We start from the raw sequence: 15,234 nt of genomic DNA, 5'->3' as shown, positions 1-15,234 counted from the left end.
GTTATAGTAGTTGTCAGGTTTTGTTTTAAACAAAAGATACCAGCGAATGATCTATATTAAAACAGCGGCTGAAGTAGAGCTTATGCGGCAAAGCGCCTTACTGGTGAGCGCTACTTTGGCTGAAATAGCTAAGTTACTCCGTCCGGGAATTACCACGCTGTCATTGGATAAGACCATCGGTGAAATGATCCGCGATCATGGTGGCGTACCTTCTTTCCTTGGTTTTCATGGCTATCCGTTCAACTCCTGTATATCGGTAAATGATGTGGTGGTGCATGGTTTTCCCAACAGCGGAGAGTTAAAGGACGGCGATATTATTTCCGTGGATATTGGCATTATTAAGAACGGCTGGCATGGCGACCATGCCTATACGTTTGCGATAGGGGACGTAAAACCTGAAGTATTGAAGCTGATCCGCGTTACCAAAGAATCACTGTATAAAGGCATCGAAAAGGCTGTAACTGGTAATCGTATCGGGGATATAGGGGCTGCTATACAGGAACATACCGAAAAGAAATATGGGTATGGGGTAGTGCGTGAACTGGTAGGGCATGGCCTGGGTAAAAGTCTGCATGAAGACCCGCAAGTACCTAATTATGGCAAGCGTGGTACCGGCGCCAAACTGAAAGAAGGCATGGCACTGGCTATTGAACCTATGATCAATATGGGGAAGAAAGAAGTGTATACCGAGTCTGATGGCTGGACCGTACGTACGGTAGACCATTCACCTTCTGTGCATTTTGAGCATGATGTGGCTGTGCAAAAGAACAAGGCTGATATTTTATCTGATTACAGTATTATTGAAGCGGCGGAGAAAGCAAATGCCCACCTTGTTGTGGACCAGGCAGAGCTGGTTAGTTAACATTGAAGCTGGCAAGTAATGATAAATTGATTGTATAAACCCTCTTCCCGGAGGGTTTTCTTTTACCGGATTGGTTTAATAGTTCAGTATGTTACACAAAAAGAAAAGGTTAGTGGTTATTGGCGGCGGCGCTGCCGGTTTTTTCTGCGCCATTAATGCAGCAAGGCTGGACCCTGCACTGGAAGTGATCATCCTGGAAAAAAGCAATAAGATTTTATCTAAGGTAAAAGTATCGGGTGGGGGACGCTGTAATGTTACCCATGCCTGTTTTTCCATTGCTGAAATGGTCTGTAAGTATCCACGGGGAGCCAATTTCCTGAAGAAGACATTTCATCATTTTTTTACGACCGATACGATAGCGTGGTTTAAGGAGCGGGGCATAGCGCTCAAAACGGAGGCGGATGGCCGTATGTTTCCTGTAACAGATTCTTCGCAAACGATTATTGACTGCCTCATGCGGGAGGTGAACAGGTATGGGATAGAAGTGAGGATGAAGTCAGAAGTCAGAAGTCTGAAGTATGAAGCAGGAAGTCAGGTGTCAGAGTCTGGAGTAGGGAGTCAGGAATTGGCAACGGGTAGATTCATCATCGAACTATCCGACCTCCGACCGCTGACTTCGGATTTCGTGTGCATCGCCTGTGGCGGTTATCCGAAAGCTGCGATGTTCGATTGGTTAAAGCAGTTGGGGCATAGTATTGAAGTACCTGTACCTTCTTTGTTCACTTTTAATATGCCTGGCAATCCTATTACCCGGTTGATGGGCGTATCGGTGCCGGATGCACAGGTGCGGATCACGGGTAGTAAGCTCAGTTCCAGCGGGCCTTTATTGATCACCCATTGGGGTATGAGCGGGCCTGCCATATTGCGGTTATCGGCCTGGGGAGCCCGGGAGCTGGCGGCCGGCAATTACCAGTTTACCATTCAGGTGAACTGGCTGGCTGCGTATAATGAAAACAGCCTGCGGGAGTATTTGCAGGAGCTACGATTTGAACTGGCTACACAAAAGATCAGTAACAGAAATCCTTTTGGTTTGCCGCAAAGGCTGTGGGATTATTTACTGGAACAGTCGGGCATTAACGGAGATATCCGCTGGGCGGACCTGCCGGCTGCAGCCCAAAATAAACTGATCAAAAATTGTTGTGTGCAGGAGTTTGCCGTACGGGGGAAAACGACTTTTAAAGAAGAGTTTGTAACGGCAGGCGGTATCAGGCTAACGGAAATTGATGCCAATACCATGCAGAGTAAGTTACTACCACGGCTTTTCTTTGCCGGTGAAATACTGGACGTGGATGGTATTACAGGAGGATTCAATTTTCAACATGCCTGGACGAGCGGATTTATTGCCGCTACTGCTATTGTAAAGTGTCAGACTGAGCCTGCCGAAGCCTCCTGAAGTTTTAAGAGACCCTTCGACAGGCTCAGGGTGACAGCTATGCATGTTGGGCGACAGTCAGTAACCTTCTGTGGTAATTGATCTGTCCAATATGGTAGTTGAGATGCGCCAGCAAATGGACCAGGAAATATTCGGTATTTACCATTTCTCCATTGATGGGCAGTGGATAGTTTTTATCCAGTTGTTTTCTGCTTACCTGCTCCAGCGTATCTTTTACGGCTGTTTTTGTATTTTCTATTTCATTGAGCAGTTTGGCTTTTGCAATGTTCTTCACTTTAAATTCGCCCTCACGGTTGCGTACATAACCAGAGTCATTGAGTACGGCGCCTAAAAAATGTTGAAGGTTGCCGGCGAGGTGCATGCACAGGTTGCCGCCGCTGTTGTTGATTCCTTCCTTAACTACCCAAAGGCTTGCATCATCGGGGTAAGCATTGATTTCTTCTGTTAATTTGTTCAAACCCTGCTCGAACAGCTGAATTAAAACCGGTGTGATCATTGTAAACGGTTGGTTGAAAAAGGTTTCAAAAATAGCAGAAAACTGACTTGTATGAAATGTTTTGCAGAAAAATAATGAAGAAATACAGGATATAATACCCGGTAAAGCCATGTTATAGGGGTTTAACCGGATGAATGGGCAATAAATTCCGCAAGATGGATTATAATAGCTTGCCCCTGAGCCCTTTACTGAGGTGGAAAAAACCCTAAAAACCCACTGCTGTTCAGCATTTTGGTGTATCTTTGCATCCCCGAAATCAAAACCCTTCGGGATTTAATCATGTTTGAGAATTTAATTGTTAAACAACTAAACGCTGATGCACAGGAGTCTTCTTCTGCCCCCGCTGAGGAAGCTACAGCGACACCAACTGCACCTGTGGAGGTTCCCGTAGAAGATCCGGGAGCTCATGATGATTTTGACTGGAGCATTGACAAACGCAATGTTGCTTCTTACACCAAAGAAGAGAAACTGAAGTACGATGCTGTTTATGAGGGTACTTTCAAAGCTGTTACTGATGGTGAATTAGTAAAAGGTTTGGTGGTTGCTATGACTAAAACAGACGTGGTTATCAACATTGGTTTCAAAAGTGATGGTCTGGTTTCCCTCAACGAATTCCGCGACCTGGTCAACCTGAAAACAGGTGATGAGGTAGAAGTGATGGTAGTAGAGAAGGAAGACAGGGAAGGTCACCTGAACCTGAGCCGCAAACAAGCCCGTATTACACGTGCCTGGGAGCGTATCGTGGAAGTACACAAGACCGGCGAAGTTATTACCGGTACTGTTACCTCTAAAACCAAGGGCGGTCTTATTGTGGATGTATTCGGTATGGAAACTTTCTTACCGGGTTCACAAATTGACGTTAAGCCTGTAACTGATTACGATCAGTTTGTGGGTAAGACCATGGAGTTCAAAGTAGTGAAGATCAACGAAGCTATCAAGAACGCTGTAGTATCTCACAAGGCCCTTATCGAGAGCGATATCGAAGCACAACGTGCAGAGATCATGAGCAAGCTCGAAAGAGGTCAGGTATTGGAAGGTACTATCAAGAATATTACCGACTTCGGTGCATTCATGGACCTCGGCGGTCTGGACGGTCTGCTGTATATCACGGATATCAGTTGGGGACGTATCAGCCACCCAAGCGAGGTGCTGAAGCTGGACCAGAAGCTGAAAGTGGTGGTACTGGATTTCGACGACGAGAAGAAACGTATCAGCCTTGGTCTGAAACAACTTACTCCTCACCCATGGGATATCCTGCCCGAGAATGTGCATGAAGGTTCTGTAGTGAAAGGTAAGGTGGTGAATATCGAAGATTACGGTGCATTCCTGGAAATCATGCCGGGTGTGGAAGGTCTGGTTCACGTGAGTGAAATTACCTGGGCCAATACACCCATCAACGCCAAAGAGTTCTTCAAACTGGGCGATGAGTATGAAGCCAAGATCGTTACCCTCGATAAGGGCAGCCGCAAAATGAGCTTGTCTATCAAGCAAATGAGCGAAGATCCCTGGAGCACTATCGAAACCAAGTTCCCTGAAGGAAGCCGTCATACCGGCCTGGTGAAGAACATCACTCCTTACGGTGTGTTTGTTGAACTGGCTCCTGGTATCGGTGGTATGATCCACATCAGCGACCTGAGCTGGCTGAAACGCTTCAACCATCCTTCTGAGTACACTAAAGTTGGTTCCAACATTGACGTAGTGATCCTCGGTATTGATAAAGAAAACCGCAAGCTCCAGCTTGGTCACAAACAACTGGAAGAAGATCCCTGGAATGCACTGCAAGACACATTTGCTGTTGGAACAGTGCATGAAGGAACAGTGATCCGCCGTGACGACAAAGGTGGTATCGTTCAACTGCCTTATGGTCTGGAAGGATTTGCTCCTAACCGTCACCTCTCCAAGGAAGATGGTAAGAGCATGGGTGCTGATGAAACATCGCAGTTCATGGTGATCGAGTTCGATCGCAATGAAAAACGCATTGTTGTATCACACACACGCATCTGGGAACAATCCAAGGTAGAAGAGAAAGAAGCTGCCCGCAAGGAAGCAAGAGCTGAAGCTGATAAGACCAAGAAAGCGGTGAAGAACATACAAGGTAAAGTGGAAAAAGCTACACTGGGCGATCTGGGTGCTTTAGCTGAGATCAAAGAAAAGCTGAAGCAGGAAGAGAAGCAAGGTGGCGAAACCAAAGAATAACTAATACCGTTAGTTAGTACCTGATATAAGCGTTCCGGTTACCCCGGAACGCTTTTTTTATTGCCTGCAACCGGGGAGGCGGTGTATTTTTAAAATAAGTTGCTATATACGTGATCTTTATATGGAGGAATTTCGTACCTTAATTATCCGTTTTTCGGTAAGCCTTACGATTTCCATCCCCCCTCTGATTATTAGTAGTCCCCGGTAGCATAGGCCTTCCCCCGATAGAAGGCAGATTATTCATTATTCAATTTTTTCTGTATGAAAAACGAAAAAATGCAACCGCTCTATTTATTGATGGTAATCCTTATGCTTATTTGTTTCTTCCACTGCAGTGCCTAATAATAACACCTTTTACAGTGCATCCAATACCTGCTCATCCAGGTGAAGCAGGGAAGGCAGCTTTATATCAGCGGCATCCCATCTTGTCTGGTGTTGCTGATGCTGTGCTGGTATGACTATACACTTCATGCGGGCGGCTTTTACGGCAATCATCCCATTAAAGGAGTCTTCAAAGCAAATACATTCCAGCGGCGATACTTCCAGTGCCCGGGCACAATCCAGGTATACCTGTGGATGTGGTTTACCATAGGGCAATTCTTCTGCGGAGGCAATGGCCTGCAGGTAATCATTGATCTGTAATTTCTCTGCCACTACTTTTACCAGGGCCAGGGGAGAAGAGGTAGCGAGCCCTATCTTGAATCCTTTTTCCTGGAAGAAGGTAAATGCCTGTTTGGCGCCCGGCATGGCAACGCCCCGCTCAGCGATCTTTTCAATGGCCTTTTGTACAATGGTAAGTTCTGCTGCCAGGGAGTGCTGCTTGTCTATATTAAACCAGGTGAACCACCAGTCGACCCACTCCTTTGTACGCAATCCGGTGCTGAAATGATACTGTTCATCGGTGAGGCTAACGCCAAATTGTGCCAGGGTCTCTTTACCGGCCTCCTCCCATAAGGGTTCGGAATCAATGAGCAGGCCGTCCATATCGAAAATAACTGTAGTTGGTTTCATGCGGCGCAAAGATAGGTACCTTCTGCCTTGTTTATTACCTTTGCGGGATGCGTAAATTGAGCATGGACGAACTGAACCGTAAAACGGTGACAGAGTTCAAGGAATCGGACAAAATACCGGTGATCGTGGTGCTGGACAATATCCGGAGTATGCACAATGTGGGCAGTGTTTTCCGGACCGCCGATGCTTTTTTACTGCAAGGCATTTACCTCTGCGGCTATACGCCACAGCCGCCGCACCGTGACATCCATAAAACAGCCCTGGGCGCTACAGAAACCGTGCACTGGAAGTATTTTACTTCCACGCAGGAAGCGGTGCAGGCATTGCGGGAAGCGGGGTACCAGCTTTGGGCGGTGGAGCAGGTAGAAAATAGTATTCCCCTAAACCAGTTTGATGCCAACCAACCAGCCCCCCTGGCTGTTGTATTTGGGAATGAGGTAACCGGCGTGGATGCGGAGGTGATCAAAGCCTGTGATGGTTGTATAGAAATACCCCAGTTGGGTATGAAGCATTCCCTGAATATTTCCGTAGCTGCCGGCATTGTATTGTGGGAACTGGTGCGGACTAAACTGAATATTGAACCCTGAAATTCACGCCATGTCAACCGTTAAGAATTATCTTTCGCTGATCAAGTTCTCCCACACCATCTTTGCGATGCCTTTTGCGCTGATCGGGTTTTCCCTGGGGGTAAGTAATTCATCTTTGTCTTTGTTTTCAACGGAACAATGGAACTTAAATATAACAATCGGATGGGGGCAACAAGCTGCTGCACATGAAAATATACTGATCAAGTTTGCTCTTGTTATTCTCTGTATGGTTTTCGCCCGCAGCGCCGCTATGGCATTCAACCGCTACCTCGACCGGCAGTTTGATGCAAAGAACCCGCGCACTGCCATCCGGGAAATTCCTGCCGGCATTCTGAAAGCTGATCGCGTATTGCTGTTTACTATTGTAAGCAGTCTGTTGTTCATGGTTTGTTGCTGGTTTATTAACCGGCTGTGCTTTTTCCTTTCTCCGGTAGCCTTATTTGTAATTCTTTTTTATAGTTATACGAAACGGTTCACGCCGCTCTGCCACCTGGTGTTGGGGGTGGGGTTGTCGCTGGCGCCTATAGGCGCTTTCCTGGCCGTGACCGGTCATTTTGCCTTATTACCGATACTGTTTTCCCTGGCAGTGATCTTCTGGGTAAGTGGTTTTGATATTATTTATGCTTTGCAGGATGAAGAGTTTGATAAGTCGCAACAGCTTCATTCCATACCTGCTTGGCTGGGCAAAGCAAAAGCGTTAAGGGTATCTGAAGGATTGCATGTATTAAGTGCTGCCTGTGTGATTGCTGCCGGTATTTACGGTGGTTTTCACTGGTTGTATTGGATAGGCATAGCAGTTTTTGTGGGAATGCTTATTTATCAGCATTCTATTGTAAAGCCCAATGACCTGCGCCGGGTGAACCTGGCTTTTATGACGGCTAATGGTATTGCCAGTGTAGTATTTGCAGTGTTTGTGATAGCTGATCTGTTTCTTGCATAACAACTCTAAATTTTTCCATGCCCCGTATACTCTCTATAGATTATGGCCTTAAAAGAACCGGCATCGCAGTAACTGATCCGTTCCAGATCATTGCGTCCGGGCTTACTACTGTCGAATCTCCCAAGCTGATCCCTTTCCTGAAGGATTATTTTTCCAAGGAAACGGTGGAGCTTATTATTATAGGTGAACCCAAGAACTGGGATGATACAGATACCCATGCTACCCCCCTGGTAAAGAAGATCATCGAAAAGCTCAAAAAGGAGTTCCCGGCCATGCCCATTAAAACGGTGGATGAGCGCTATACCTCCAAAATGGCCTCCCAGGCCATGATTGAGATGGGGCTTAAAAAGAAACAGCGCCAGAATAAAGCCCTGGTGGACGAAATTGCCGCCACCATTATGCTGCAGGAATACCTGCAAAGAATGGGTTAAAAAGCGGTCTGGCGACACGCCCGCCTGCTGGCAAAATGGCTTATTTGGCGTATATTTGCCGTTATAACTAGAATTTAATAGTCGAATAATCAAGCATTTAAGTAATTAACGCATGATCCTTCCCATAGTAGCCTACGGAACACCTGTATTACGTGTTGTAAGCAAGGATATTACGCCGGATTATCCCGGTCTTCCCAAATTGATAGAAGATATGTGGGAAACCATGTACGCCAGTAATGGGGTAGGATTGGCTGCTCCGCAGATCAACCGCGATATCCGTCTTTTTGTGGTAGACAGCGCCCAGATCTTTGCCAACCAGGATGAAGATGAGGCGGGAAAATATCCTGATGAGCCGGGTATCAAACAGGTATTCATCAATGCTCATGTAAAAGCGCTCAATGGTAAGGAGTGGGCTTATAATGAGGGATGCCTGAGCATTCCTAAAATACGGGAAGATGTGACCCGCCATGAGGAGGTAACGCTTGAATATGTAGATGAGAATTTCGTTCCCCACACCAAAACATTCAATGGCATAACCGCCCGCGTTATACTGCACGAATATGACCATATTGAGGGAAAGCTATTTATTGACTACCTCAAGCCCCTCAAGCGCAAGCTGCTGAAAGGCAAACTGGATGACATTACGAAAGGTAAAGTGAAGGTGGATTATAAAATGGTGTTTGCAAAGTAAGCGTTTGGCAGGCTGATACATTATTATACCATTGCCTAAATAAGAACGACCGGTTAGTAGGAAAGAGACCATCATAACAGACAGTTTGCTGAACATTGTGTTCAACCTTATAAAGCTGTTTGTTATGAACCGATTTATTACCACCTGTCTGCCCGCAGCAATCCTTTTATTATTCCATACTCTCCCGGTGGCCGGGCAAAACGTAGGCATTGGCACCAATGCGCCTGTCCATAAACTGCATATTGTCGCCAATACGGATACTGCGCTGTATGCCATCAGCAATACAAAAACTGCTGGTAAACTCGTGAATACCAATGCTGCCAATCTTTCCAATACGTTTGAAGTAATTACCCACAGCAATGGCAATATTCCTGATAACACAGGAGGCAATGCCGCTTCTTTCCTAGTAGATAATACCAATAGTGTGAGTGCTGCCGTGAGGGGAGAAGTGAAAACCATCTTCGGCAATTTTGGAGCGGCAGGTGTATTTGGCATTTCTTCTGGTACAGGCGGTTTTGGCGGTTTATTCTATGCCTCCAATACTTCCGGAAATGGCCCTGCCCTGTCAGCCGTTACTCATGGCAATGGCAATGCCATTACAGCCAGTACTACCAAGAATGGCAATAGTATTGAAACCAGTACCAATGGCACCGGCAATGCTTTGTATGCGAGAGTACCTTCTTCTGGTACCGGGCGGGCGGGGCGGTTTGAGATACTTAATGACGATAATAACAATGATGTGGTAACGGTTACCACGGTGGGTAATGGCATAGCAGGTAACTTCAAAGTTGATAGGGTGACCGGAACAAAAGCCGCCGTCAGGGGAGAGGTGATTTCCCAGTTTTCCAATTTTGGTACTGCCGGTATTTATGGCGTATCATCCGGTACCGGCGGTTTTGCAGGTGTGTTCCATGCTTCCAATCCCGCTGGTAATGGTCCGGCCCTGCTTGCCATAGCTAATGGCAATGGCAACGGTATTACTGCCAGTGCTGATAATACCGGGGATGGCGTGGAAACCACCGCCGAAGGCACCGGTAGTGCCCTCTATGCCTATATACCCAATTTCAGCAATGGCCGGGCCGCCCGCCTTATCAATTATAATGACGCTAATGTTAATCCGGTACTTACAGTAGAAACACATAGCAACGGTTCGCTGGCGCTTTTTAAAAGTGGTGATCCTGGTACAGTCAACGTAGCCAGGATCAATTCGGCCGGCAGGGGGTTCTTTAACGGTGGTACGCAGGTTGGTGGCGCCGACGTGGCTGAATACTTTAGTGTAACAGGCCCTGTTCAATCCTATGAGCCCGGTGACGTGCTGGTCATTGCACAGGATGCTGACAGAACAGTAGAAAAATCTGCCGGCGCCTACTCTACACTGGTGGCCGGCGTATATGCTACACGCCCCGGTGTATTGCTTACAGAAGCACATATAGATACCAATCTTGATGATCAGGTGCCTATGGGCGTTATTGGTGTGATCCCCACCAAGGTATGTACAGAAGGAGGCGCCATTAAGCGTGGCGACCTCATCGTAACTTCTTCTATTACGGGTGTAGCTATGAAAGCTGATCCGGATAAAGTAAAAGTAGGACAGGTCATTGGCAAAGCCCTGCAGGATTATAATGGCCAGGGCATTGGCAAGATCAATATATTGGTAAGCATTAAATAACAAAACATTAAGAATATTAGTAAAAGATTGCCTAAGAAAGGTGCCGGCCCGGATGACATTTTGTGCAGAATAGTTACATTGCAGGCATGAAAGTAATGGGTTTTTTATCTGTACTCTTTCTTGGTTATAGTGCTTCGGGTCAAAAGGATACAGCAGTCACGGTGAATAAGAAAGCGATTACCCTGAAAGAGGTGGTCGTGCGCAGCAACCTGAATGTTCCCGCCTTTATTGACCGCGTAAAAGAAGATACCACTTTTTATAAAGCCTTTCGTAACCTGAAGGTGCTGGGTTATACAGCCCTCAACGATATCCGCATGCTGGAAAAGAAGAGCTCCGCTATGAAGGCATCTCTCAATAGCCGTACCCAACAGGTGGTGCACGATGGTTGCCGGTGGATGAAGGTACTGGAGGAGAAGACTACAGGCGACATGTATGATAGAAAGCGCAATTTTAATTATTACACGGCCAACCTGTATGCCGGGTTGTTTTTTGCCCATGACACGATCTGTGGCGAAACGAATATTGTGAAAGGGCATGAGTTCAGTACCCAAAATAAAAGCGGTATTGAAAAGCATAAGGAACAGCTCAAAATGTTGTTCTTTAACCCTGGCAAGAAGATACCGGGCATACCTTTCATTGGTAATAAGATAGCCGTGTTTGATGAGGATGCAGGCAAACTGTATGACTATATTATTGACATGAACACGTTCAACGGGCAAATGTGTTACATTTTCAAACTGGTGCCCCGTGCAGACCTCACGGCCGGGGAGAAAGACAAGATCGTGATCAATGAAATGACCACCTGGTTCAATATAGATACCTGGGATATTGTAGCCCGTAATTATGATCTCAGTTATAATGCAGGTGTATATAGTTTTGATGTGAACATGGAAGTGGAAATGACAACGTTTGAAGATTATCTGGTACCAAAGGTGCTGCGCTATAATGGCAACTGGGGTGTGGTATTGAAGAAAAAAGAAAAGGCGGTATTCACCGCCACTTTATTTGATTTTACTAAATAATGTTCTTTACCTGCACATAGTTCCTCCACTTGGTGATGAGCTGCTGCATATCATTGGGTATCTCACTGTTAAAGACTACCTCCTTACGGGTGCGGGGATGTATAAACCCAATTGTTTTGGCGTGCAATGCATGGCGCGGGCAAATGGCAAAGCAGTTTTCTACAAACTGTTTATACTTGCTGAATACTGTTCCTTTTACAATCCTGTTGCCGCCATATACTTCATCATTGAAGAGGGGATGACCAATGTGCTTCATGTGTACGCGTATCTGGTGGGTGCGGCCTGTTTCCAGTTCACACTGTACCAGGGTTACGTAGCCAAAGCGTTCCAGCACTTTGTAATGGGTAATGGCTTCCTTGCCATGCTCTCCATCGGGATAGGCATCAAAGATCTTGCGGAAACGCTGGTGCCGGCCAATATGGGCATTCACTGTGCCGCTGTCTTCTGCCACATCGCCCCATACCAGCGCCACATACTGCCGGTGGATGGTGTGATTGAAAAACTCCTTGGCTAAGCTGCTGACTGCTTTTTCTGTCTTGGCCAATACCATCAGTCCACTGGTATTTTTATCAATACGGTGTACCAGCCCAAAACGGGGAAGTACTTCCGTATTCAGTTCACTGTTCTGTTGCAGCAGGTGCCAGGCCACTCCATTGATGAGGGTGCCATTGGGGTTGCCGCTGGCGGGGTGAACCACCAGGCCTACCGGTTTGTTGATAATCAGGATATCATCATCCTCGTACTCAATGTTCAGGGGCATTTTTTCGGGCACGATGTCTTCCCCCTGTACTTCCTTATCGGAATACACGATGATCTCTTCGCCCGGTTTGATCTTGTAGTTGGATTGTACCTGCTTGCCATTAATGAGCACCCGGCCGCTTTCAATGGCGTGTTGCACCTTGTTGCGGGAGGCATTTTCAATGCGTTGCACCAGGAATTTATCCAGGCGCATAGGCTCCTGTCCGCGGTCTACCACCAGGTTCATACGCTCATATAGTTCCTCGGAACCTTCTGAACTATCGTCCAGCTCAATATCCGGGTCAATGTCTTTTTTAGTCATGACTGCCACTGCGTTTGGCGCAAAGGTAAGATATCGGGATGAGTAGTCATAAAGCTGTAAATTTGCTGTTGCTATGGCCAATATTGATAAACAGGCGGTATTATTCGAAGATCTGGGCGCTATGCCGTACCAGGCAGCCTGGGATTACCAGGAACGGCTTCTGAAGGAGAATGTGAGGAGGAAGACGGAATATAGAATACAGAATACAGAAGCCGGAAGCGTAGAGCCAGGGGAGGGGGCGGCTCATCACTTACCACTCACTACTCACCATTTACTATTCGTAGAGCATCCTCCTGTATATACGCTTGGGAAGAGCGGGGATATGGCCAATGTGCTGATCTCTGAAGAAGAGCGGGTGGCCCGGAATATTGAATTCTTTGCCAGCAACCGGGGAGGCGATATTACTTTTCATGGTCCCCGGCAACTGGTAGGTTATCCCATATTCGACCTGGAAAGGTTTTATACAGATATTGGTAAGTACCTGCGCAACCTGGAAGAGGTATTTATTTTAACGATGGCTGAGTATGGCCTTAAAGGCGAGCGTTCTTCCGGTGAAACCGGTGTGTGGATGGATGCTGCCATACCCGGCGCGGCCCGTAAGATCTGCGCCATGGGCATCCGTTGTAGCCGCTGGGTTACGATGCATGGTTTCGCCTTTAATGTAAATACCGACCTCAGCTATTTTGACTATATCATTCCCTGTGGCATCCGCAATAAACAGGTAACCTCCCTGCAAAAGGAATTGGGTTACACCCTTGATATGGAGGAAGTGAAAGCTAAAGTGAAAGCTAATTTTGAGAAGGTCTTTAATATCAGTCTTTCGGAATAAAGAATTTGTGCTGCTCCTTTATTTTCCCGTCTTCATATAGTTCAAACCGGAACCAGCCTGCATGCAGGAAATTGGTTTTATCTACTACGAGATAGGATTCTTTTACATGCTTTACTTCAAAGAGGAAGGTCTTATCCTCCTCATAAAATTTCACACCGTAGTTATTGCTTTTCACATCAGGCAGTATGATCACCACATTGCCGCCGCTTTCCGTGAAAACATATTTGGAGGGTCTGTAGACTTCTTTGGGCACAAAGGGTTTGATAACGATGGTATCCAGCGCCCTGAATGTCATGGTATCCTTTGTTTTCAATACGATGGAATCGCGGAATTTTTTGAATGCTTTTTCTGAAACCTGCATGATGACTGTATCCCGCCGCTTGATCACGAAGAAGCGTTCGGGTTCAGGAGTTGGCGCCGGTTTGGTCTTTTCTACCTTTTCTACTTTTTCTGCCGGCATCAGCGCTTTGGGATCGGCCTTTTTCATGGCCTCCTGTATTTTTTCCTTCAGTAATTCAGCTTCCCCGGGGGCCATGTTTTCAGGGATCACTACCCGCTGCCGTGCATTGTTCTCGGGCATGATGTCTGGTCTTTGTGCATCTGTTTTAACGGCTGTATCCCGGAATGGGCGCTGGGAGCGGGTAAATACATATTTGCCACTGTCCAGTACAATAAAAAGGCGGTAAAACATGGCAGCACTGGCGCCTTTGGCATCCAGGTAGCCATTTTGTGGAACGGTAGGGTCTGGTACCGTTAAGATGGTCTTGAATAATTTTAAGCTATCGGTAGACCGTTGAATACTGATCTGGGTTACTTTGGGGTACGCGTTCGTCCAACTGATGATCACTTTATCACTCCCTCTTATGTAAGCGGTGAATTTAGGCAAGGTATCCTGTGCAAGGGTATTGATAGAAAGCAATAGCAAAACAACTGATACGATCCTTGTCATGGGCCTATAACGAATTAGTCGATGGTTCTATTTTAGCGTCGCAAAGATAGGGCTTGATGCGCTACGGGGTAATGCATAGCTAATTTTATACCGTTTATTCGCCTGATGGCAAGGCAGCCCTAAAAATGACCTGATCAGAAGTGCAATGTACCAGCGGGCAGGGACCTATTGCCCTGCAGCCCTCCGCTATGAATGGTCAGGATACGGCTATCAGGATAGAAATAATTGTTATATATGAGGTCGTTAATTCCAAACATTAACTTCCCGGTGTATACAAAATCAGTTGGTAGTCTGTGGGTTTGATAGAGGGTATTCATAAAAGCAATAAGGGCGTCGTTTTTACGGGCATAGCCTCCAAAATGATAATCGTATACCAGGGAAAAGGTGGTTGGCTGGGCATAGGTGTTCAGGAAGCTCAGGAGGCTGTTTTCTGTCCGGTCGGCTATTTTAAGGCTGCTGAAGCCCAGCGCCTGCTGATGGGGCAAAAGACGCTGCACAAGCCCTGCCAGCATGGTGCCGGTACCCACCGCACAGGCTATATGTGTGTAAGTTTCATACTCGACCAGGGACAGTATTTCCCTGGCGCCCTGTACGCCTGCATTACTTTGACCACCGGGCGGTACTACCAGGTAATCCGGGTAGACTAATGCCATCTCTGCCATCAAGAGCTGTTCATCATTAAAAGCGGTGCGGGATACAAAGTGCAATTGCATGCCATACGCCTGCGCTTCCTGTAGTGTAGGAGAGCCGGTGGTTGCGGGCTCACCCCGGACAATTCCGATGGCCGGAATGTTTTCCTGCTTACAGGCAATGGCTGTTGCCACGAGGTGATTGGAATAAGCGCCACCAAAGGTGAGTATACCTTTTTGCTGCTGTATTGCCTGCTGCAGGTGATATTTCAGCTTAAACCATTTATTGCCCGATAGCACAGGATGAATAAGATCCAGTCGGAGCACATCTACCCCGACACCTTTTTCATGCCAGGTTTTATCATCCAATGTCTGCGCAATCGCTTTCGTAGCGTCAACAGGTTCGTATGTATATGTATTTATCACTGACAAGATTTCTTTTGATCGCTTATTTTTATATTTTCGTGCC

The 15,234-nt window shown here is 46.7% G+C and carries 15 protein-coding genes; 10 read left to right on the top strand and 5 right to left on the bottom strand.

All coding sequences use genetic code 11. The features are described 5' to 3' along the window. Positions 1–46: 46 nt before the first annotated feature. Positions 47–862 carry a type I methionyl aminopeptidase gene (map, locus tag HB364_RS24640; RefSeq protein ID WP_167290985.1) on the top strand — a complete coding sequence of 272 codons (816 nt, stop codon included), beginning with the start codon at positions 47–49 and terminating at the stop codon, positions 860–862. 88 nt (positions 863–950) lie between these two features. Further along, a complete protein-coding gene (locus HB364_RS24635; RefSeq protein WP_167290984.1) occupies positions 951–2,255 on the top strand; it encodes a BaiN/RdsA family NAD(P)/FAD-dependent oxidoreductase in 1,305 nt (434 codons plus the stop codon). 37 nt (positions 2,256–2,292) lie between these two features. Here the strand turns inward: HB364_RS24635 and HB364_RS24630 are convergent, their stop codons facing one another. Then, entirely contained in the window at positions 2,293–2,751 is a 459-nt protein-coding gene (locus HB364_RS24630) for a DinB family protein (protein WP_167290983.1), read from the bottom strand. Between the two features lie 279 nt (positions 2,752–3,030). Here HB364_RS24630 and rpsA point away from each other — a divergent pair, with 279 nt between their 5' ends. Further along, positions 3,031–4,947 carry a 30S ribosomal protein S1 gene (rpsA, locus tag HB364_RS24625; RefSeq protein ID WP_167290982.1) on the top strand — a complete coding sequence of 639 codons (1,917 nt, stop codon included), beginning with the start codon at positions 3,031–3,033 and terminating at the stop codon, positions 4,945–4,947. Between the two features lie 354 nt (positions 4,948–5,301). On the opposite strand, the gene hxpB is transcribed toward rpsA, so the two are convergent. Then, on the bottom strand, positions 5,302–5,958 hold the full coding sequence (hxpB, locus tag HB364_RS24620) for a hexitol phosphatase HxpB (protein ID WP_167290981.1): 657 nt from the start codon (positions 5,956–5,958) through the stop codon (positions 5,302–5,304). A gap of 47 nt (positions 5,959–6,005) precedes the next feature. On the opposite strand from hxpB, the gene HB364_RS24615 reads away from it, so the two are divergent. The 6 genes from HB364_RS24615 (at position 6,006) to HB364_RS24590 (ending at position 11,298) form a co-directional block, all read left to right on the top strand. Then, positions 6,006–6,545: an RNA methyltransferase gene (locus HB364_RS24615; protein WP_167290980.1), complete on the top strand. Its 540-nt coding sequence runs from the start codon at positions 6,006–6,008 to the stop codon at positions 6,543–6,545. 10 nt (positions 6,546–6,555) lie between these two features. Beyond that, the gene (locus HB364_RS24610) at positions 6,556–7,485 is read left to right on the top strand and encodes a UbiA-like polyprenyltransferase (RefSeq protein ID WP_167290979.1); all 930 of its coding nucleotides are present in this window, start codon (positions 6,556–6,558) and stop codon (positions 7,483–7,485) included. 17 nt (positions 7,486–7,502) lie between these two features. Then, positions 7,503–7,916, top strand: coding sequence for a Holliday junction resolvase RuvX (gene ruvX, locus HB364_RS24605; protein WP_167290978.1), 414 nt, complete (start codon positions 7,503–7,505; stop codon positions 7,914–7,916). 112 nt (positions 7,917–8,028) lie between these two features. Continuing rightward, a complete protein-coding gene (gene def, locus HB364_RS24600; RefSeq protein WP_167290977.1) occupies positions 8,029–8,607 on the top strand; it encodes a peptide deformylase in 579 nt (192 codons plus the stop codon). A 124-nt stretch (positions 8,608–8,731) separates the two neighbouring features. After that, positions 8,732–10,276, top strand: a complete 1,545-nt coding sequence (locus HB364_RS24595) for a hypothetical protein (RefSeq protein WP_208420077.1) — start codon at positions 8,732–8,734, stop codon at positions 10,274–10,276. Between the two features lie 86 nt (positions 10,277–10,362). Beyond that, positions 10,363–11,298 (top strand): hypothetical protein, encoded by a 936-nt coding sequence (locus tag HB364_RS24590; protein WP_208420076.1) that lies wholly within the window; start codon positions 10,363–10,365, stop codon positions 11,296–11,298. Here HB364_RS24590 and HB364_RS24585 read toward each other — a convergent pair. Next, on the bottom strand, positions 11,291–12,358 hold the full coding sequence (locus HB364_RS24585) for an RluA family pseudouridine synthase (protein WP_167290976.1): 1,068 nt from the start codon (positions 12,356–12,358) through the stop codon (positions 11,291–11,293). The genes HB364_RS24590 and HB364_RS24585 overlap by 8 nt on opposite strands. A gap of 73 nt (positions 12,359–12,431) precedes the next feature. Here HB364_RS24585 and lipB point away from each other — a divergent pair, with 73 nt between their 5' ends. After that, the gene (gene lipB / locus HB364_RS24580) at positions 12,432–13,187 is read left to right on the top strand and encodes a lipoyl(octanoyl) transferase LipB (protein WP_208420075.1); all 756 of its coding nucleotides are present in this window, start codon (positions 12,432–12,434) and stop codon (positions 13,185–13,187) included. Here lipB and HB364_RS24575 read toward each other — a convergent pair. Together HB364_RS24575 and HB364_RS24570 are read right to left on the bottom strand one after the other, a co-directional pair. Further along, positions 13,171–14,136 carry a hypothetical protein gene (locus HB364_RS24575; protein ID WP_167290975.1) on the bottom strand — a complete coding sequence of 322 codons (966 nt, stop codon included), beginning with the start codon at positions 14,134–14,136 and terminating at the stop codon, positions 13,171–13,173. The two genes, lipB and HB364_RS24575, sit on opposite strands and share 17 nt — an antisense overlap. A 134-nt stretch (positions 14,137–14,270) precedes the next feature. Next, positions 14,271–15,191, bottom strand: a complete 921-nt coding sequence (locus HB364_RS24570) for a 1-aminocyclopropane-1-carboxylate deaminase/D-cysteine desulfhydrase (RefSeq protein WP_167290974.1) — start codon at positions 15,189–15,191, stop codon at positions 14,271–14,273. Between the last annotated feature and the right edge of the window lie 43 nt (positions 15,192–15,234).

The sequence above is a fragment of the Paraflavitalea devenefica genome, from assembly GCF_011759375.1.
Classification (GTDB): domain Bacteria; phylum Bacteroidota; class Bacteroidia; order Chitinophagales; family Chitinophagaceae; genus Paraflavitalea; species Paraflavitalea devenefica.
Note: the sequence above shows the minus strand (reverse complement) of the source record. Positions and strands in the feature narration are given on the sequence as shown.